The following is a 19479-nucleotide window of genomic DNA, read 5'->3' on the forward strand; positions in this document are numbered from 1 at the left end:
TTTACGGAGAGCGGCCCTTGGGCCCGGTTCGCGGTGCCCCAGGGGGATCTGTCGATCCGGACCCTCAACGACCAAAGGACACTGATGGTGTGTAGGCCATTGGAGTGATGACGGCGCGCTGGACGGAGCTTTGCCGAGCGCCGTACAACCGATGGTGAAGGCATGAACGGGATCCCGGACGAGAGGGGCACCGACGGTCCTCGCCGCAACCTGTCGACAGGGTGCGTGCGGAGGTGCACGAGGGGTGCGCGCCGGGGTGCGCGCCTTGATAGCGTCGCTCCCGCGATCGCGGTCCGCTCCCCACCGGGGTCGTCGCCGTGCCTCTTACGGCCCTCGGACGGGCGGTCGGCGGAGCGGGTGTGCTGTCGGCACGGGGAGGTTGGCGGCAAGGACGAAAAGGGCCCGACGCATGAGTCTCGCGCAGTTGCACTACACCTCTGCCTCTGCGGACGACGACGGAGGCGGTGGGGGTGGTGGTGCGCGGTTCACGGCGGTCAGCGCGGGACTGCCCACGCAGGTGCTCGCCGACGCCGAGCAACTCCTCCATTACGAGCCGCCCGCCGACGCCCCGGCCCGCCCGAACTCCGACGAGCTCCGTTCCTTCCCCGAGGCGTTCGGCTTCAGTGCGCTGTCGGACGGCGGATACCTGCTGAGCCGTACGGTCGCACTCGGCGGTCCCGGGTCCACGTCGCCCGCCGACCACGGCCCCGGATCCGGCACCGGCAGCGTCGGATTTCACGCGCACGCGGTGCACCTCCCGGCCGGTACACGGCTGCCGGACGACGCGCTGCCGATCAGCGCCTGGCGGTCACCGAGCTGGTCCTCGACCCCGCCGGACGCGGGCGCACCCGACCGCATATCCGCGCTGCCCGCCTCCGCCGCCTTCGGGCCGGAGGCGCTGAACGACTTCGCGGTCTCCCGGAGCCCCTGGCTGGCGGCGGTCTTCGCCGATCTGCGCCGGGTGTACGAGGACCCGGGCGCCGGGCGTCTGGTCCTCGTGGAGCGGCACAGCGTCGATGTGGCCCGGTGGATCGCCCTCGCCTCGGCCGTACTCCCGCCGGACGACGCGCACCGGCTGACGTTCACGACGTACACCCGCCGTCCGGCGCACTCCCCGCACCAGCTCGTCGGGGTGCTGCCGCAGGACGCCCCCGGGCCCGACGGCCCCCACTCCGCGGCACTGCGGGTGCACGACTGCGCCGGGGCACGTCCGCAGAGTGCGGCGAGCGGCGATGCCTGGGCCGAGACCTGCGCCCGGATCTGGCGGAACCGGTCCCCGGAGCTGTTCCGGACGGCGGCCGAACTGCCCGGCGGCCCCTTCACCGCCGGTCCGCTCGCCGTCACGGCGCTCTGTGCGGGCGTTCCGCTCGGCCCCGACGAGCGGGCCGCGGCGGCCGAGTGGGCCGCCGAGCGGCCGTACGCACTGGACGAGGAGCAGACCCACCGGCTCACCGATGCGCTGACCGATCCGGACATCGATCGCACGCCTCGCGAACTCGCCGCCGTGGCCCACCTGTTGACCGCACTCGACGGACGGTCCCCGGCAGCCGTGACGGCCTCCCTCGGTGCCCTGCTGGTGACGGAGGCGGTCTACGGCGGCGATGTCTCCGTGGAGCCCCCGGGGCGTTCCGTCTTCGCCGAGCCGGACGGGGAACGCGTCGCCGCGGCGCTCGTCGACGCCCTGGGCGACGATCTCTGTGCCGAACTGGCCACCGGCACGCCCGTCGTCGCGGACGCCGCGCCCGGCCGGAGCGTGGGACGCACCGTGCAGTTGCTGCGGATCGCGCGACTGCTGGACGTGGACTGCGCGGACCTGCTCCCCGAGGTCGTACGCCGGATGGCGCGGGCGCTGCTGGACGAGGGAGCGGGCGACTGCGCCCGGGTGCTGCTCGACCTCCTGGACGAGCAGTTCGACGTCCGTACCGCGCTGCTCGGCGAGTTGGACCGGATCGCCCCGTACGACCCGTTGGCGGCGCAGCGGCTGCTGACCGAGGTCGCCCTGCCGTTCACCGGGGCCCAGGCGCTGCCGCATCTGCGGATGTGCGCGGCGGCGGAGACGGCCGGAACGGGTGCGGGCGACGACCGGATGAAGACGCTCGGCGGCGTGCTCCGCGCCGGTGGCATGTCGCCGTTCACCGAACCCCTGGTCCTGCTGACCGGGGTGGGGCTGGTATGGGGCACGGACACGCCCACCGCGGGCGAGGCCCGGCTGCTCCTGGGCTCCGCCACCTCCGACGTGCACCGCACCGCCGGTACGTGGACCGCGCTCGTCGCCGCGGCGCTCGGTGCCCCCGCCGATGACACGGAGGCCCCCGAACTCGCCCACGACCTGCTGCGCGGTTTCCCGCAGGAGATCGACGCGCGGGTGCGCGGCGCCCTGCTGCTCCTGGAGTTCGCGCGGGACCTGCGGTCGGGGGCGGCGGAGCCCGGCTGGGCGGAGCGGGCCCGGGTGCTGTGCGCGGGGGCCGATCCCGTCGAACCGGGGGTGCGCGAGCAGGCGTTCGGCGCCCTCGCCGAGCGGCTGCTCGATCCGGACCGGCCGGAGGACGAGTTGTACGCGTTCGTCCACGGCGGCGACGCGGACCTCTTCGCGGCCTACGGCCTCGCCGCGCGCCGGGACGCGGTCCTCACCCGGCTGCGCACCGACCCCGCGTACGCGGCCGACTGCTTCGCCGTGTGGAACTCCCACCCGCACGCAGGCCCCGCCTGGAGCGAGACCCGCGCGGCGCTGCTGGAGGAGGTGCTGCGGCCGGTGGTGCGCGGCCTGTCCGCCGACGACGTCGCCGCGGTGGAGGAGGCCGCCGGGCGCGTGGGCAGCAGCCGCACCGCGGAGGCGTTCCGGGCCTGGAACCGGCCGAGCGGCTTCGGCAGGCGGCTCGGCAGCCGGCTGGTGGCCCGCGTACGACGGACGTGACGGCACCCGACGGCAGCACCCCGGACAGCTGATCACGCATGGGGGCTCGCGCTACGACGGCGTTCGGGACCGGCCTTCGTGGTGGCGCGCGTCGCGGAACCTGCCGCACACGACGAAGCCGACGGACGCGACCACCAGATAGGCCGGGACGAGCAGCACCGCGTCCGGCGTCGTTTGCTCCACGGACAGACCCGCCCCACGCGCATCGCCCTCCAGCACGGCCCGGTTGACGGTCAGGAAGGTGAGGTGCGCGCCGATCGCGGTCCACAACGGGGCCTCGGCCAGAGCCGTCCTGGCTGCGACGAGCATGAGGCCGAACACGGTGAGCAGGACCAGGTAGTCCACCGGATTCTGCCCGCCCGGCGCGAGTCCGACCGGCGGGGGTTCGCTCCCGGCCAGCCATGCCGTCCCTGCCTGGACCACCGTCGAGACACCCGGCACCAGCAGGAAGACCGCCGTGGTCCCCAGGGCCGACACCATTCCGCCGAACCGTCCGCGCAGCGCCGTCCAGGTATGGCCGCGCAGCGTGGTCTCCTCCGGCAGGGCTTCGAGCAGCAACGCGACGGCGGTGTTGGAGACGAGGAAGCCGATGAGAACGACGGGGTCGAGCCGCCGCCAGTCCAGCATCCCGGCGGCCGTGCCCGCGCCCAGTACGAGCGCGGCCGAGGCCGCCGTCACACCGACGCCGACGAGGAAGGCCCGCAGACTCGGGCCCACTCCGCCGAAGCCGAGGACTCGGGGGCGGGCCCCGCGGAGAATCAGCGGTACGGCCACAACGGTGACGAGCGCCGCGGGGAGCAGCCGGGCGGACAGCCCGTCGAGCCCGGCGGCGTCGGCGAGCGCCGGGCCGAACCCGGTACCGACACCGAGCGCCACGGCCATGACGAGACCGCCGCCGAGCGCCCGGACCACGGCCCCGAACGCGCCGGACGAGGACGTGCGCGGGGCGGGGCGGGCGGCCGTGCGGAGAAGGGGTTCGGACATGGTGCTCCCGGATCTCGACTGGACTGGAGAGAAGGAAAAACCCGTCCGGGCGGGGGCTCACACCACCGCAACTCGCCTCTCACCCCTGGGTGTTCGCCCCTGAGTCTTCGCCTCGCCCGGACGTTCTCCAGCCTCGCCCGTCGATACGGCGAGCCCGTCGTCCACGCGAAGGAATCGCCGGTACATCCTTCGACGGACCACCGGTCGCGACGGCGGCTCGCCGCACCGAACCGGCGGGCGGAGCGCCAAACGGACCGCGCGCCCGCGGACCGCCGTCGGAAGAGTTCCGCTCCGCACCGGTGCGCACGGGACCCACGGCCGGAGGCCGACCACATCAGAGACCGGCCGCATCAAAGGCCGACCACGCCAAAGGCCGACCGCGACGGAAGCCTGCCGCATCGGGGCGACGATCAGCGGGTGCATGAGTCCGTCGGCGGCGGCGTCGGCGCTCACCGGGTGTCGCACACCGCGTCCGGAGCCCCGGTACGGCTCGAACGTCCCGCTCGAACGTCCCGCTCGGGCGACTTGCTCGGGCAGTTCGGCGACCGTGTGGTGACTGCCCTCGATTTCGAGCACACGCAGGTGCGGCCGTTCGGAGCGGAGGGCAGCAGGTCGCGGCGGATTCCCGCCGCACATGGGCGGGGGCGGTGCCCGGTGGGCGCTCAGGCGTCCAGGAGTCGCGCGGCCCGTCGCTCGTCGAGTCCCCCGCGCCACCCCGCGAGCGGCAGCGTGATGTCCGAGCGCGGTGCGCCGCGCAGCATGCGCCCTGCGGCATGCCGCTCGGCGGTGGGAACGAACCGGTCCCACATCGGCGGCGGGGACGGGGCGGGAAGCACCCCGGTCTCGGCGAGCCCGATGAGAATCCCGTAGCGCTGGTACTTGTCGGTGCCGGGCACGATCTTCGCCCGTGCGACCTCCTTCTCCAGCTCGCCCGGTGTCGTCCCCGCGGGCATCGAGCGGATCAGCGCGAACAGTGTGCGCATGCGCTCGCGGTCGTCCTCCTGCGGCCGGGGCAGCCCGTGGGCCGCCGCGGCCTCCAGGTCCGGCAGGTAGTGCTCGGGCACTTCGTTCCAGGACCACCCCAGGGCGAGGCGCAGCAGCACTTCGGTGACGTCGACCTCGGACACCGGCCGCAGACCGCAGTCGGGGACGCCGTCCCCGTTCCGGGGTGCGGTGCCGAGGAATCGCGCCCAGCCGTAGGAGATCACCGTCTGCCGACCGCGCGGGGCGCTGCCCAGCCCGGCGACGAACGCCGCGAGCACCGCTTCCTCGCGCAGCACCCCGGCCGCCGCGACGGCGCGCTCGACGATCCCGGCAGCACCCCACGACTCGGCCTCACCCACCGGCCACCCGGCACGACGGGCCGCGGCCCGGTCCTCCGGGTCGCCGGACCGCTCGGTTCCCTTGACGGTTCCGGTCCGCGTGAAGCGGTATCCGTAGCAGCGCATCAGCGGCTCCAGGTCGTCCCTTTCCGGGACGGCGCGCGATATGGCGTTCATAGAGGGAGGCTACCGATCGGGACGTGTCTCGATGGTCCGGCCGTCGGGCACGACCCGATCGCGAACCTGCGGGGCGGGGCGACAACGGCCGACCGACCCGGACGACCGTCGGCCCCGCCGACGCCCCCCTCCACACACCTGCCCCCACCACCGGGCGTCCGCCCCCGGGAACAAGCCGATGGACGGCCGGAACCGCCCGCTGAAACACTGTCCACACCGTCCGGAACCCGGCGCTCCGCCGCACCCGCACGTCCGCCGATCCCCCGGGGAAGGAATCACCGATGAGCCTGAGACAGGCGGCACACAGCGCCCTTTCCCGAGCGTCCCGGCCAACGGGTCCCCGGCACACAACAGTTGCGCACTCCGCCGACCGGGTCCTCATGACAGACGTCTCCCTGCACGGTGACGTCGGGTTCGCCCTCGTCGTCCACCGTCGGCGCGACGGTTACGTGGCCGAAGAGATCTACTACGGGCTGCGGGACTCCGCCGGCACGTGGCAGGAGCCGGATCACCTCAGCGGCGGTCTCGTCGGAATCGAGCCGGAAGCCCCCGATGAGGTCCTGGAGGCACTGCGCGGCGAGAGCATGGCGGTCGTCTCGGAATCGGAATCCCTTGTCCACACCGGCCGGTGCGATCTCGACGACGGGTACGAGAGCGTGCGCTTCCTGGAAGTGCTCACGGCTCCTCGGGTCGATCACATCGAGGTGATCGACCTGAACCGGCCGGGCGCGGCCCCCGTGCGGAAGCCGACCTCTCACGCGCTGTCGGTCCTGGTGGCCCTCCCCGGGGAAAGGCTGCTCCTGAGGGCCGGGCCGGGCGGTTCGGGTCACTCCTCGCCCATCCGTTTCGACGGGGCCGGAATCACCGTCGAGGGCACGTCGTGACGTGATGACGACGGCAGGCCCACACGTCGGGACCTGCCGTCGCGCCGTCCACGGCACGCGACTGAACGCGACCGGCGCGGCCCGGACGGGACAGGGGACCGGACAGGACCCGACTGGACGGAACGGGAGTCCGGTCCGGGCCGTCACCGGGGAGTGCTCGTGCGCCCGGTCAGCCGCAGCCGTACTGCTCGGCGAGGTTGTCGACGGCCTCCCGGAGAATCGGGCGGGAGGCTTTGATCAAGGCAGCGTCGTTCCAGTCCTCCGCCATGACAACGCCGGGCGCGACCTTCAGCACGACGGTGACGTACCGCTTGTCCGTCCTCATCTCCTTCGGGCAGGAGGAGGGCAGTTGGACCTCGCTCTGCCGGGGGCTCACCCACCCGGACCCGCCGTCGGTGAACGGGACGGCACCTTTCAAAGGCTCGTTCAGGGTGTTGGCGGGCTGGACGTCGAGGGAGTACTGACCACGAAAGTTGTCGCCTTCACCCGTCTCGCGTCCCACGAAGCAGACAGTCGAGAACACCGGGTCCGCCTGCTTGTCCTTGCTGGGGCGGAACTCGTCCACGGCGAGCTTGCCGCCCTTGCGGTCGTACAGCAGGCTCGCCGTCTCCTCCGTCAGCATTCCCAGGCACAGATTCTTCGCCCGGAGGTTCTTCAACTGACTGGGCCACAATTGAACGATAGCCACAACGATTGCCCCGATCACAAGCACAACCGGAAGCACCAAGTATTTTCTGTTCATCAAATTCCTTGTGTGCGCGTGAGGTTCGCAGCACTCTCACTCAGCACTGCCACACTGTTGCGGACCGTCGTGTCGCGAGCAACGGTGCCGTGCTTCTCCGCCCGGGAAGGTACGCTCAGCCCGACCAGCTCGGCCGTCGCCTCGCTCAGCGATCCGAAGCACAGTCTCTGCCCGCGTCGTCCGTCGTCGGCCCGGGGCCATAGCGCCCATGCCGAGGGCGCCGCTGCAACGGCGGTCAGCGCGACGGGAAGGAGCAGCTGCTTCCCGTTCACTACCGCTCGCCCATCTTCATGTCGGCGTCCTTGATGCCGCTCTGGTACCACTGCTGGACCTGCGGCTGGATGCCGTCCTCGTACTCGCCGGGACTCGCGTCGAGATCGCTCTCCGTGAGCCCCCTCTTCATCGCCATCTGCCGCAGCATGGCGTACATTTGCCGCTCGCCGTTGTCATAGTGGTTGACCATGTTGTTGCGGGTATCGGCATCGATCTTGGCGTTCAGATCGTTCATGTACGAGGTTGTGCCTGCGTCCACAACACGCTGGGCCACGTCACCGATGACCGGGATAGGGGTCAGCGGCGCCCCGTAGACGTGGTAGTTCATCATCTTGTTCCAGGCGACCACATCCTTCTTCTCCTGGCCGAGGTCGTAGATGACTTCGCCGCGCACACGGTCGAGATGGCCGAGCACAGCCGAAGACTGCTTAACCCATGCACGCAGCTCGGGGTCCTCCTTGCGGAACGACTCCTCCGGGAAGCGCTCCAGCCCCTGGGCATTGACCGCCGTCTGCGAGGCGTGGATGACGCCGAAGGCATTGGGGTCCTCTGCGGTGGACCGGATGATCCGGGTCAGGTCGCCCCGGTCGATGGCGAGGTTGTTGAATTCGGTGTGTCCGTCCATGTTCTTGCCGAGGATCTGGTGCACGTCCGGCGCCGGGAAACGGCAGCCGGGCACGGGGGAGGCGGACCGGCGCGAGGAGGCGGACCGGGCCCATGAGTCGCGCCGACGCCCGACGCGGCGCGCGTCGGGCGTCAGGCGTCAGGCGTCAGGCGTCAGGCGTCAGGCGTCAGGCGTCAGGCGCAGCGAAATCGAGTTGATGCAGTACCGCTGGTCCGTCGGGGTCGGGTAGCCCTCCCCCTCGAAGACATGGCCGAGGTGCGATCCGCAGCGGGCGCAGCGGACCTCGGTGCGGACCATGCCGTGGCTGTGGTCCTGGACCAGTTCGACGGCGTCCGTGTCCTTCGGGTCGTAGAAGGACGGCCAGCCGCAGTGCGACTCGAACTTGGTGTCGGAGCGGAACAGCTCCGCGCCGCACGCGCGGCAGGAGTAGACGCCCGTGGTCTTGGTGTCGGTGTACTCACCGACGAAGGCGGGTTCGGTGCCGGCCTGGCGCAGGACGGCGTACTCGGCGGGGGTCAGTTCCGCCCGCCACTGCTCGTCCGGCTTCTCGATGTCGTACGACACGTCGCTCCTCAGCTCGACAGGTGCTCCAGGATGCGCGGTCCGAGGTCGGTGACGTCGCCCGCGCCCATGGTGAGAACGATGTCGCCGGGCTTCGCCATTCCCGCGACGACGCCCGGTACGGCGTCCTTGTCGCGGACGGCGGTGGCGTCGGCGCCCGCCGCCCGTGCCGCGTCGATGATCAGCTCGCTGGTGATGCCGGGGATCGGGTCCTCGCGGGCCGGATAGATGTCCAGGACGATGGAGGCGTCGGCAAGGGCGAGTGCCTGCCCCATCTCGGTGCCCAGCTCCTGGGTGCGGGAGAAGAGGTGGGGCTGGAAGACGACGAGGAGACGGGCGTCGCTCACCGCACCGCGCATCGCTTCGAGGTCCGCGGTCATCTCGGTCGGGTGGTGCGCGTAGGAGTCGATCACCTGCACGCCCGCCGCCTCGCCCTTGAGCTGGAGGCGGCGCTTGACCCCGGTGTACGCGCCGAGCGCGGAGGCGAGGTTGTGCGCCGGGAGGCCGACCGCGACACCGGCGGCGAGTGCCGCGACGGCGTTGAGCGCGTAGTGGCGGCCGGGCACGGAGACCGTGAAGGTGAGGAACTTCCCGTTGAGCAGCACCGTGACCTCGCTGGTCAGGCCGCGCGGGGTGATCCGGTGGACGCGCACGTCGGCGGAGTCGGACTCGCCGTAGGTGACGACGTTCACGGAGGACCGGGCGCGCACCCGTCCGGTCAGCTCGACGGCACCGGGCTGGTCGGCGGAGATCACCAGCGTGCCGCCGGGGACGATCTTGTCGGCGAACGCCTCGAAGGATTCGTAGATCTCGTCCATCGAGGCGTAGTTCGCGTGGTGGTCCAGCTCGACGTTGAGGACGATCGCGACCTCGGGGTCGTACTTCTGGAAACTGCGGTCGCTCTCGTCCGCCTCGGCGACGAAGATCTCGCCCTCGCCGTGCACGGCGTTGGTGCCGGGCCCGGCGAGGTCGCCGCCGATGGCGTACGAGGGAGCGAGGTTCAGCTCCGACAGGGCGACGGCCAGCATGGACGTGGTCGTCGTCTTGCCGTGTGTGCCGGCCACCGCGATCGCGCGCAGGCCGCCCATCAGGGAGGCGAGCGCGTCGGAACGGTGCACGACCGGGACGGACAGCTCCGCCGCGCGCACCAGCTCCGGGTTGTCGGGGCGGATGGCGCTGGAGACGACCACGCAGGAGGCGTCGTCCGCCAGGTTTCCGGCGGCATGCCCGATGTGGACGGTCGCCCCCAGCGCCCGGAGCGCCTCGGCCGTGCCCGACTCCTTGGCGTCGCTGCCCGCGACCTTCGCGCCGCGCTGGGCGAGGATCTTCGCGATGCCCGACATTCCGGCGCCGCCGATGCCGATGAAGTGCGGTCGTTCCATGGCGGCAGGAATACCGGGTGCCATGTGTGAGTCCTCCGGGTGCTGGGTGTGTGCTCGATCGCGGACCGGTACCACCCGGGCCGCAGGGGCCCAGCCTATTCGCTGTGCGCGAAGAGCTTGAGCACCGGGACTCCGACCTTGTGACGGGCCCGGGACGCCCAGTCCCGGTGGAAGAACTCCTCCACGTAGTGCGGCGCGGTCAGCACGATGACCTCGTCCGCCCCCGCCTCCTCGACCACGGACTTGAGCATGTCCAGGGGGTGTTCCTCGACCACTTGTCCGACCGCTTCGGAGCCTGCCTGCCGCAGGGCCTCCAGCGATACTTCGAGTGCCAGTTCGGCCTGCTGCCTGGCGTTCTTGCCCTCGGGCTCCTCGCCCTCCCGGGCGGCTTCCTTCAGTTCGCCCATCGCCAGGTCGTCGATGGCCCGCAACAGCACATCGGCCTGGTCACCGCGCGGCTGCATCAGTACGACGAAGGAGGTCTGCTCGTCCCCGTGCAGGGTGGTGACGAAGTCGACGTCCTCGGAAGTCAGCGGCTTCTCGATCATCAAAACGCTGGTGAACACCACGGGCGCCCTTCTGCTTCAGTGACCGTCGCCGGTCTCTGCTGAAACCATCCTTCCCCGTGTTCGCACGGGGTCTGCGAGAGTAATTGTGCCCGCCGAAGGCTAAGTGGAACGGGATATTCCGCTGTTTTCCACCCGACGGTATCGAGTGAACAGGAACCCGTCCTCCTCCAGCATCGACGCCAGGGCGAATCGTTCCGGCACCTCCATCCGGGGGCCGCCCGCGATGCGTTGCGCGTCTCCGGCGGTCAGCATCGGCGAGAGCGTCAGACACAGTTCGTCCAGCACCCCGGCCGCCACGAACTGGCCCAGCAGCCTGGGCCCGCCCTCGGTGAGCAGTCGGCGGAAGCCGCGGTCGGCCAGTTCCCGCACGACTCGGGCGGGGTCCACCCGGGAGCCCTCCCCGGCGATCACCACCTCGGCGCCCGCGTCGCGCGCCGCCGCCATCCGGCCGGGCGGGGCCCCGGCGCCGGTGAGCACCAGGGTCGGGACGAGCGGCGAGACGAACAGCGGCAGCGAGAAGTCCAGGTCCAGGCTGCCGCTCACCACGGCGATCGCCGGGGCGGGTCCCTGCCCGGCGGCGGCACGGCGGGCGACGAACGCCTCGCGGGCCCTGGCCGGACGGTAGCCCTCCTGCCGCACCGTCTGCGCCCCGGCCACGACCACGTCGGCCAGCCCGCGCAGGGTGCCGAAGATCCGCATGTCGCTCGCGCAGGAGATCGGCTGCGACCGACCGTCGTGCTGGGCCGCGCCGTCGAGCGTCGACACCATGTTGGCGCGCAGCCAGGAACCGGCCGTCTCGGGGTAGGCGTAGGCGTCGGCAAGGGCGTCCAGGCTCCACTCGCCCTCGGGGCCGGTCGGTCCCCCGGTGCCGGTCGGTCTCTCGGCTTCGGTCGGTCCCTCGGCACCGGCCGGTCGCTCGGCGTCGGTCGGTGTCGGGTCGGTCACAGGGAACAGGCGTCGCATGTCCGGAAGTCTTCCACGGCCCCCCGGAGCGGGCCCGGCGGGAGGCGGTGCGACCGGGAGGATCGGGGCCGCGGTCCGTTCCCGGGCCCGCGAGTGCTCCTGCCGGACCCGTCTACAGTGGGGGGTTGTGTCGTCCTCCACCGCCGTACCGGGGCAGAGCCCCATATCCGAAACGGCCCCGCTGTCCCTGTGCGCCCGCGAGCCGCACGTCCCCGCCGACCGCCTGGTCGCCGAGATGGTGCCGCCGCCGCGGTTCGACTCCGTGCGCTTCGACACGTACGTGCCGGACCCGAAGCAGCCGAGCCAGCACGAGGCGGTGGAGGTGCTGAGCGGCTTCGCGGCCGGGCTCGGCGGGGCGCATGCCTCCGGTTCGGGAAAGCGCAAGTGGTTCGGCCGGAGGGCGGCGGCCCCGACGGCGCCGCTCGGGGTGTACCTCGACGGCGGTTACGGTGTCGGCAAGACCCACCTGCTGGCTTCCCTGTGGCACGCCACGCCCGCCGCGCCGTCGCTCAAGGCATTCGGCACCTTCGTCGAACTCACGAACCTGGTCGGTGCGCTGGGCTTCCAGCAGACCGTGAAGACGCTCAGCGGCCACCGGCTGCTGTGCATCGACGAGTTCGAGCTCGACGACCCCGGCGACACCGTGCTGGTGTCGTCGCTGCTGAGCAGGCTGGTGGAGGCGGGCGTCGCACTCGCCGCGACCTCCAACACGCTGCCCGGCAAGCTCGGCGAGGGCCGCTTCGCCGCCGCCGACTTCCTGCGCGAGATCCAGGGCCTGTCCGCGCACTTCCGCCCGCTGCGGATCGACGGCGACGACTACCGCCACCGGGGACTGCCCGAGGCACCGGCACCGTTCTCCGAGGATCAGGTCACCCGGACCGCGTACGCCACGGAGGGCGCCAGCCTCGACGACTTCCCCTCGCTCCTCGCCCATCTCGCCCGGGTCCACCCGAGCCGCTACGGGGCGCTGACGGACGATCTGCGGGCGGTCTGCCTCACGGAGGTCCAGGCGGTGCCCGACCAGGCGACCGCGCTGCGGCTCGTGGTCCTCGCCGACCGGCTGTACGACCGGGAGGTCCCGGTGCTCGCCTCCGGCGTCCCGTTCGACCGCCTGTTCAGCGACGAGATGTTGAACGGCGGGTACCGGAAGAAGTACTTCCGGGCGATCTCCCGGCTCACCGCGCTGGCGCGCGACGCGAAGGGTCTGGTGGCGCAGTAGGTTCGGGGCGTGCGCCTCTTCGCGGGGCGTACCGCACGGGTTCCGGGACGTCCCGCACGGGCGTCCCCGGGAACGGCCCGTGCGTCCAGCGCGCACACCGTCCGAAGGGATCGATCCTGCATGGCTACCACGCGTCAGGCGCACACGGTCTGGGAAGGCAATCTGCTCCAGGGCAAGGGCGTCGTCACCTTCGACTCCTCCGGCATCGGCGACTACGACGTCTCGTGGCCGTCCCGCGCGGAGCAGGCGAACGGCAAGACCTCTCCCGAGGAGCTCATCGCCGCGGCCCACTCCAGTTGCTTCTCGATGGCGCTGTCCAACGGCCTGGCCACGGCGGGAACCCCGCCGACCCGGCTGGACACCCGGGCCGAGGTCACGTTCCAGCCCGGTACCGGCATCACCGGAATCCACCTCACCGTCCGGGGCGAGGTGCCGGGGCTGGACGAGGCGGGCTTCGTGTCGGCCGCCGAGGAGGCCAAGGCGAACTGCCCGGTCAGCCAGGCGCTCACGGGTACGACGATCACGCTCACCGCCTCCCTGGCCTGACGGCCCGGGGAGCAGTGACGGCCCGGGGAACGATGGGGAGTCCGCTCCCTCCTGCGCCCCGGGTCGCAGGTCCTCGCACGGGATCCGGGGCCCCGGCCGGGATCCCGTGACACGCATGGGGCACGGTGGCTCGCATGGTTCCCGCGCGGCGGTACGCGTGGTACACACATGCGGGTCACTTCTCCTGTCCGCCAGCAGGGAGTCGCCTCATGTCATCAGCAGCGTCACGCCTCCGCGCCACCCGTCGGCAGGTCCTGGCCGGCAGCGGCGCGGCCGTCGCCTCGGTCGCCTTCGCCGGGGCGTTCGCCGAACTCTTCGCCGGTACCACCGAGGCCGTGGAACGCGGCGGCCACAGCGGCAGCACCGGCTACGGCCCCCTGGTTCCCGACCCGGACGGTCTGCTCGATCTCCCGCGGGGCTTCCGCTACCGGGTGCTGTCCCGGGAGGGCGAACCGCTCCGCTCCGGCGAGGGGCGGGTGCCCAGCCATTGCGACGGTATGGCCTCCTTCGCGGGCCGCCACGGCCACGTCCGCCTCGTGCGCAACCACGAGAACCGCGCCGACGCGGCGATCCGCGTCCCGGCCGTCGACGGCCTCACCTACGACCCGATGGGCAAGGGCGGCTGCACCGCCCTGGAACTGGACGGTCGCAACAACGTCCTGGGCGAACGCGTCGCGATCGCCGGCACCGCGGTGAACTGCGCGGGCGGCCGCACGCCGTGGAACACCTGGCTGACCTGCGAGGAGACCGAGGACAGGGCCGGTACCAACGGGTACACGAAGGACCACGGCTTCATCTTCGAGGTGGACGGCGCCGATCCGCGCCGCACCGGAGCCGTGCCGCTCACCGCGATGGGCCGCTTCCAGCACGAGGCGATCGCCGTCGACCCGGGGAACGGGATCGTGTACGAGACCGAGGACGCCTTCGAGCGGCCGTTCGGGCTCTTCTACCGCTTCCTGCCGGAGAAACCGCTCGGCGGCACGGGGTCGCTGCGGGCCGGCGGCCGCCTGGAGGCCATGCGCGTACCGGGCGTCCCCGATCTCTCCGCCGTCCAGGAGACCGGTGCGAGCTTCACGGGCGTGGAGTGGGTGCCCGTGCCGGATCCGCTCGCGACCGGCACCCCGATCCGGTTCCAGGACTTCGGCCCGAAGGGCATCACGCACGCGCAGAAGCTGGAGGGCTGCTACTGGGGCGGCTCCTCGGTGTACTTCGTCTCCAGCTTCGCCCGTAGCGCGGAGGGCTCGGCGGCCGATCACCGCGGCCAGGTGTGGCGGTACGAGCCGCGGCGGCGTCGGCTCACGCTGGTGATCGTGTTCGGCCCCGATACGGACGTGCAGCTCCCCGGGGAGTCCCCGGACAACATCTGCCTGGCCCCGGACGGCGGGCTGATGGTGTGCGAGGACGGCGACGGGGCCCAGCACGTGTTCGGCCTGACCCGGCGCGGCGAGGTGTATGCGATGGCGCGCGGGCGACAGAACATCGGGACGGCCGCGGAGCCCGCCTGGGGCGAGTTCGCCGGGGTCACGTTCGCCCCGGACGGCGGAACGATGTACGTCAACTGCTACACGCCCGGAACGACGTTCGCGGTGACGGGTCCGTGGCGCTGAGGCGCTGAGGCGGAGGTTCCGGCGCGGCGGGTACGGGCGGTCGGCATCCGCCCGTACCCCCGGGGACGCGACGTCCTGCCGCCGTGCGGGACCGTTCACCGGTCCGGTGTCCCCGCGCCCCGACGCGGGGGCTCCGGTGCGCCGACGCGACCGCCCGTCGGCAGCCGAGCCGGGCTTTCGGCGGACCGGGTGATTCCGGGAGCGAATCCCCTGCCGGGCGGCGCCGCGCCCGTTCCCCCATCGGATCGTCCACTAGCTTCCGCAAGTGATCAACTTTGTCCGGAAGCTGATGGTTTCGATCGCTCTGGGTGCGGTGGGGACGGTGATCGGCGGCCTCACGGGCTGCGGGCACCCCGCCCCCTCCCCCGCCGCCTCGCCCACCGGAGTACCCCCCGATGTCCCCGCACCGTCGCGGCCCCCCACGATGCCCCCGCGCCCGGACGGGCTGATCCCGGTCTTCACGCACGGGGCGAGGAACGGCGAGAAGGTGGTGGCGCTGACCTTCGACGCCGACATGACCGCCGACGAGGGGCCGCGCGCCGCGGCGGGCGAGCGCTTCGACAACCCCGAACTGATCGCGCTGCTGCGGCGGTTGAAGGTACCCACGACCGTGTTCATGACGGGGCGGTGGGCCGAGGAGTATCCGGCGCAGGCCCGGTCCGTCGCCGCCGATCCGCTCTTCGAGGTGGGCAATCACTCGTACCGCCACTACGCCTTCGTGTCCCCCTGCTACGGGCTCCCGGTGGTGCCGGAGGGCGGGGCGCGCGATGACGTGGCCCGAGCCTTCGCCGCGTTCCGGAGGGTCGGCCTGCGCGAGGTGATGCCCTACTTCCGCTTCCCCGGCGGCTGTTACGACGACGCCGCGCGGCGCGCCCTCGCCCCCGAGCGGGTGACGGCGGTCCAGTGGGACGTGGTCGGCGGCGACGCCTTCGCCACGGACGCGGACGCGGTGGCGCGGCAGGTGCTGGACGGGGTGCGGCCGGGCTCCCTCGTCGTCCTGCACTGCACGCGCAGCGCGGCGCCGGTCACGGACGAGGCGGTGCGCACGGTGGTCCCGGAACTGCGCGCACGCGGGTACCGGTTCGTGAAGGTGTCCGAGCTGATGCGCGGCTGAGGGCGGGCGGGCGCGGGCGGCTCAGCCCGAGCACGCCGTGCGCTGGGCCTCCTGCCACTCGCAGACCGGACAGAGCGTGATGCCCCTGGTCGTCTCCGGGTACTCGGTCGGCTTCCGGCACAGCACGCACTCGGCGTACAGGGGCGTCGAAGCGGGTCGGAGGCGTTCGGACGCCGCCGCGCGGGAACGCCGGTCGCCGTGCTCGTCCGCGGGCCCGTCGGTGTGCTCGTCCATGACGGCGAGCGTACGGGACGGCCCTTGTTCCCCGGGCCGTCGGTCAGCCGCGCACCGCGGCGAGTCGGCAGACGAGCGCGGTCACGGCCGCGGCCGACACGGCGGCCAGGACGAGGGGCAGGACCGGCAGCTGCACCGCGCCGGTCCGGGATCCGGTGACCAGACCCGTCACGGCGCTGTTCGCGGGCGAGCCGGTGGTCACCAGGCACAGCAGCGCGGCAAGCACGGTGGCCGCGACGGACCAGCCGCGCCGGTGCAGCACCGGCCGGGTGCACAACGCGCCGATCGCCCCGCCCAGCAGCGCGCAACAGGCGGCCGCGAGCAGTCCGGCGATCCCGGCGGACAGGAGCGGCACCGGGACGGTGCGGTCGGTGCTCGCCGGGTCACTGATCAGCAGCACGATCACGGTGGTGACCGCGCCCAGCGCCCCGGCGCAGCCGAACCCGGCCAGCAGCGACGCCAGATGGGCCCGTGGTGTGCCGACCGCCGCGGCGACGACGGTCCGGGCGGCGGGCGGTTCCAGGCCCGCGCCGAGGTGCACGAACCAGGCGGCGACGGGCAGGAGCCCGGCCGCGGCATAGCCGAGCGCATCGAGGACGGGCTGCGCCGACTGCACGCCGACGGCGAGGAAGGCCGCATGGAGCAGGACGGGGGCGAGCCAGCGCTGGGATCGGAGCAGGAGCGCGGTGTGGTAGCGCAGGAGAGCGGTCATGGCGGCTCGGGAGTGGAGTGGGAACGGGGAGCCCGGGTGGTCCGGCGGGGCGGCGCGGCCTCGGCTTCCGGTGCGGGTGTGGGTACGGCGGCGACGTCCGACGCGGAACCGCCGACCGGCCCGGGGCCGTCGGCCGGTACGGCGGCCGGGCCCGCGGTCCGGGTGCCCGGTGCGGCGGTCAGGCGCCGGATGTGCCAGGGCGGCCGGGCGGTGAGCAGCGCGCGCAGCAGCGCGTCGGAGTGTGCCGCGTCGACGGTGAAGCGCGTGCCGCCGTCGGCCGCGGCCGTGTGCGCGGGTGAGCCCGGCAGCCCGGCTGGGGGTGCGGCGCCCGGTGGGCCGGCCGTCTCGATCCGGACCCGCTGCCCCGTCGCTGCGGCGCGCGGTGACGGGAGGGCGCGGAGCCCGTGTCCCTCCACCCGGAACACGTCGTCCGACGTGGCGGCCAGGCGGCGCGGGTCGTGGTCGACGAAGACGACGGTGGAGCCCGCCGCGACGCGTTCGGCGACGGCCCGGTCCAGTTCGTCGCGGGCCGCGGTGTCCAGACCGGTCCATGCCTCGTCCAGGACCAGCAGCTCCGGTTCGGCGAGCAGCGCCTGGGCGACGGCGACCTTCTGGCTGGTGCCCTTGGAGAGCTCCGCGAGCGGCGTGCGGGCGTGGTCGGCCGCGCAGAAACGTTCGAGCCAGGCCGTCGCCCGTTCCGCCGCCTCGGCGGACCGCAGTCCGTGGATCCGCCCCAGGTGCACCAGGTAGCCGACCGCCGTGAACGGCAGCGCGGCCGGGAAGCGCTCCGGTACATAGCCGGTACGCGGTCCGCGGCCGATGATCCTTCCCTCCGTCGGGGTGTCGATCCCGGCGAGCAGGCGCAGCAGCGTCGACTTGCCGGTGCCGTTGGCGCCCTCGACCCGGACGAGGCGGTGCGCGGGCAGATCGAGATCGACCCCGCGCAGCACCCAAGGTCCGCGAAGGCCGTAGCGACGTCCCACCCCGTCGAGTCTCAGTTGGCCGACGCCCTCTCCTGCTTGAGCTCGCTGGGCCGGACGATCACGAAGCCCTCACCGTCCAGCCGCAGTTGGACCGCCTCGCCGGAGCCGCCGCGCACCATCGAGCCGAAACTCTGCGAACGGTGCAGGGACGTGGTCAGGTGGGCGCTCCAGCCGACCACCGCGTCGGTGTCGACGCACACCGGCTGCTGGGGTGTGACGGGTATCACGATCGGGTGGCCGTCGCACATCAGGCCCAGCTTGCCGTAGCCGGTGAAGGTGCTGTTGAAGAGGCCGCCGCCGACCATCCCGGCGCCCTTCACCGTCTTGATCTCGTAGGAGAGCGTGGGGTCGAAGCAGAGCACGTTGCGGCCGTTGACGGTGAGCATGTCGCCCTGCTCCATGTCGACGATGAAGCAGTTCTCGGCCTCGTGGGCGAACCACGCCTCGCCCCGGCCGCGGACCGCCATCAGCGGCAGGCCCTCGCCGGTGACGGCGCGCTTGAGCATGCCGCCGATGCCCTGGCCCTTGCGCTCGAACTGGAGATCACCGCGGAAGGCGATCATCGATCCCTGCCGGGCGTGCATCTCCCCGTTGACGGCGTACTTGATGGACTTGGCGTTCTGCAGGGTCATCCCCGGGACCGTGGCCTGCTGCGCCAGGTTCTCGCTGGAAAAGAGATCGCTCTTCATGCCGTGCATCCTCGCCCGGAGCAGCCCGTTCCGCCAAGAAGCGCTTCTCCGCACCCCTCGCGGCGTCCGCGGACCGCCCGGGGCGGGTCCGGCGGCGACTGGCAGACTGGTACGAGTGAGCGACGACAACACCACAGTGTCCCCGGCCCCGTCCGCGCCGGAATCCGGCCCCGCCGCGACGGACAGCCCGTTCGAGTCCGAGCGGACGAACCGTGACGAGGCCCCGCAGTACGTCCTGCCGTTGGTCGTGCACATCGAGAAGGCCGCGCCCCCGGCCCGCACCGACGCCCTGCGGACCGCCGCCCGCGCGGTGCTCGTGATGCTCTCCGACGACCGCTCGGTCGGCGAGGGCGAGTGGGCCCGGGTGATGCGGGACTGGCAGGACGCCCGGATCCGGAAGGTGGTGCGCAGGGCTCGCGGCGCGGAGTGGCGCAAGGCGTCCGCGCTGCCCGGCATCACCGTCGCGGGCGAGAGCGCCGAGGTGCGGGTCTTCCCGCCGGTGCCCCTGGACGGCTGGCCGAAGGAACTGGCGAAGCTCCAGGTGTCGGGGACGGATCTGGACGATCCGGAACCGCCGGCCGTGCCCGACCGCACGGGGCCCGTGCTGTGGCTCAACCCCGAGCTGGACATGTCGGCAGGCAAGGCGATGGCGCAGGCCGGGCACGGCGCGCAGCTCGCCTGGTGGGAGCTGTCGGAGACGGCACGCAAGGCGTGGCGGGAGGCGGGCTTCCCGCTCGCCGTCGCCGTCGCGGAGGCGGACCGCTGGCGGGATCTGACGACGAGCGGGCTCCCCGTGGTGCGGGACGCCGGATTCACCGAGATCGCCCCGGGTTCGTGCACAGTGGTCGCCGACCATCCCGCGCTGCGCGGCTGAACGATTCGGCCGACGGACGCCTCCCGTGCGCGTCGGCCGTCGCGGCCGGTCCGCGCCGGAGGGGGAACGCCCAAGGGGGAACCTCAGATCTACCTCTGAACGTCC

The 19479-nt window shown here is 72.5% G+C and carries 19 protein-coding genes; 7 read left to right on the forward strand and 12 right to left on the reverse strand.

Annotated elements, in window-relative coordinates; genetic code table 11:
- Positions 1-409: 409 nt before the first annotated feature.
- The gene (locus ACFC79_RS26445) at positions 410-2914 is read left to right on the forward strand and encodes a GTPase-associated protein 1-related protein (protein WP_376244583.1); all 2505 of its coding nucleotides are present in this window, start codon (positions 410-412) and stop codon (positions 2912-2914) included.
- A gap of 51 nt (positions 2915-2965) precedes the next feature.
- Here the strand turns inward: ACFC79_RS26445 and ACFC79_RS26450 are convergent, their stop codons facing one another.
- Positions 2966-3898 (reverse strand): type II CAAX prenyl endopeptidase Rce1 family protein, encoded by a 933-nt coding sequence (locus ACFC79_RS26450; RefSeq protein WP_376244586.1) that lies wholly within the window; start codon positions 3896-3898, stop codon positions 2966-2968.
- 662 nt (positions 3899-4560) lie between these two features.
- A complete protein-coding gene (locus ACFC79_RS26455) occupies positions 4561-5397 on the reverse strand; it encodes a hypothetical protein (protein WP_376244588.1) in 837 nt (278 codons plus the stop codon).
- 380 nt (positions 5398-5777) lie between these two features.
- On the opposite strand from ACFC79_RS26455, the gene ACFC79_RS26460 reads away from it, so the two are divergent.
- Positions 5778-6281, forward strand: a complete 504-nt coding sequence (locus ACFC79_RS26460; RefSeq protein WP_376244591.1) for a hypothetical protein — start codon at positions 5778-5780, stop codon at positions 6279-6281.
- 169 nt (positions 6282-6450) lie between these two features.
- Here ACFC79_RS26460 and ACFC79_RS26465 read toward each other — a convergent pair whose 3' ends face one another.
- From ACFC79_RS26465 to ACFC79_RS26490, 6 genes are all read right to left on the reverse strand, one after another.
- Entirely contained in the window at positions 6451-6939 is a 489-nt protein-coding gene (locus tag ACFC79_RS26465) for a hypothetical protein (RefSeq protein WP_376244593.1), read from the reverse strand.
- A gap of 355 nt (positions 6940-7294) precedes the next feature.
- Entirely contained in the window at positions 7295-7945 is a 651-nt protein-coding gene (locus tag ACFC79_RS26470) for a hypothetical protein (RefSeq protein WP_376244596.1), read from the reverse strand.
- 135 nt (positions 7946-8080) lie between these two features.
- A complete protein-coding gene (msrB, locus tag ACFC79_RS26475) occupies positions 8081-8485 on the reverse strand; it encodes a peptide-methionine (R)-S-oxide reductase MsrB (RefSeq protein WP_376244599.1) in 405 nt (134 codons plus the stop codon).
- An 8-nt stretch (positions 8486-8493) separates the two neighbouring features.
- The gene (murC, locus tag ACFC79_RS26480) at positions 8494-9888 is read right to left on the reverse strand and encodes a UDP-N-acetylmuramate--L-alanine ligase (protein WP_376244602.1); all 1395 of its coding nucleotides are present in this window, start codon (positions 9886-9888) and stop codon (positions 8494-8496) included.
- Between the two features lie 71 nt (positions 9889-9959).
- Positions 9960-10412 (reverse strand): indole-3-glycerol phosphate synthase, encoded by a 453-nt coding sequence (locus ACFC79_RS26485; protein WP_376244726.1) that lies wholly within the window; start codon positions 10410-10412, stop codon positions 9960-9962.
- 120 nt (positions 10413-10532) lie between these two features.
- Positions 10533-11396 (reverse strand): pyrimidine reductase family protein, encoded by an 864-nt coding sequence (locus ACFC79_RS26490; protein WP_376244605.1) that lies wholly within the window; start codon positions 11394-11396, stop codon positions 10533-10535.
- 127 nt (positions 11397-11523) lie between these two features.
- Between ACFC79_RS26490 and zapE the strand changes: the two genes are divergently transcribed.
- From zapE to ACFC79_RS26510, 4 genes are all read left to right on the forward strand, one after another.
- Positions 11524-12615 (forward strand): cell division protein ZapE, encoded by a 1092-nt coding sequence (gene zapE, locus ACFC79_RS26495; protein ID WP_376244608.1) that lies wholly within the window; start codon positions 11524-11526, stop codon positions 12613-12615.
- A gap of 120 nt (positions 12616-12735) precedes the next feature.
- Positions 12736-13161, forward strand: a complete 426-nt coding sequence (locus ACFC79_RS26500) for an OsmC family protein (RefSeq protein WP_376244611.1) — start codon at positions 12736-12738, stop codon at positions 13159-13161.
- A gap of 209 nt (positions 13162-13370) precedes the next feature.
- Positions 13371-14768 (forward strand): alkaline phosphatase PhoX, encoded by a 1398-nt coding sequence (locus tag ACFC79_RS26505; RefSeq protein WP_376244614.1) that lies wholly within the window; start codon positions 13371-13373, stop codon positions 14766-14768.
- 289 nt (positions 14769-15057) lie between these two features.
- Positions 15058-15882 (forward strand): polysaccharide deacetylase family protein, encoded by an 825-nt coding sequence (locus ACFC79_RS26510; protein ID WP_376244729.1) that lies wholly within the window; start codon positions 15058-15060, stop codon positions 15880-15882.
- A gap of 21 nt (positions 15883-15903) precedes the next feature.
- Here the strand turns inward: ACFC79_RS26510 and ACFC79_RS26515 are convergent, their stop codons facing one another.
- From ACFC79_RS26515 to ACFC79_RS26530, 4 genes are read right to left on the reverse strand one after another with little or no spacing between them, the layout of a single operon-like run.
- A complete protein-coding gene (locus tag ACFC79_RS26515) occupies positions 15904-16116 on the reverse strand; it encodes a hypothetical protein (protein WP_376244616.1) in 213 nt (70 codons plus the stop codon).
- 43 nt (positions 16117-16159) lie between these two features.
- Entirely contained in the window at positions 16160-16828 is a 669-nt protein-coding gene (locus tag ACFC79_RS26520; protein WP_376244619.1) for an ABC transporter, read from the reverse strand.
- Complete coding sequence (locus tag ACFC79_RS26525; RefSeq protein ID WP_376244732.1) at positions 16825-17826, reverse strand: ATP-binding cassette domain-containing protein; 1002 nt, start codon at positions 17824-17826, stop codon at positions 16825-16827. Before ACFC79_RS26525 ends, ACFC79_RS26520 begins: the two co-directional genes overlap by 4 nt.
- Complete coding sequence (locus tag ACFC79_RS26530; protein WP_376244622.1) at positions 17823-18500, reverse strand: AIM24 family protein; 678 nt, start codon at positions 18498-18500, stop codon at positions 17823-17825. Before ACFC79_RS26530 ends, ACFC79_RS26525 begins: the two co-directional genes overlap by 4 nt.
- A 115-nt stretch (positions 18501-18615) precedes the next feature.
- Here ACFC79_RS26530 and ACFC79_RS26535 point away from each other — a divergent pair, with 115 nt between their 5' ends.
- Positions 18616-19374 carry a peptidyl-tRNA hydrolase gene (locus ACFC79_RS26535; protein WP_376244625.1) on the forward strand — a complete coding sequence of 253 codons (759 nt, stop codon included), beginning with the start codon at positions 18616-18618 and terminating at the stop codon, positions 19372-19374.
- The last annotated feature ends 105 nt before the right edge of the window (positions 19375-19479 follow it).

Source organism: Streptomyces sp. NPDC056061 (assembly GCF_042266885.1).
Classification (GTDB): Bacteria; Actinomycetota; Actinomycetes; order Streptomycetales; family Streptomycetaceae; genus Streptomyces.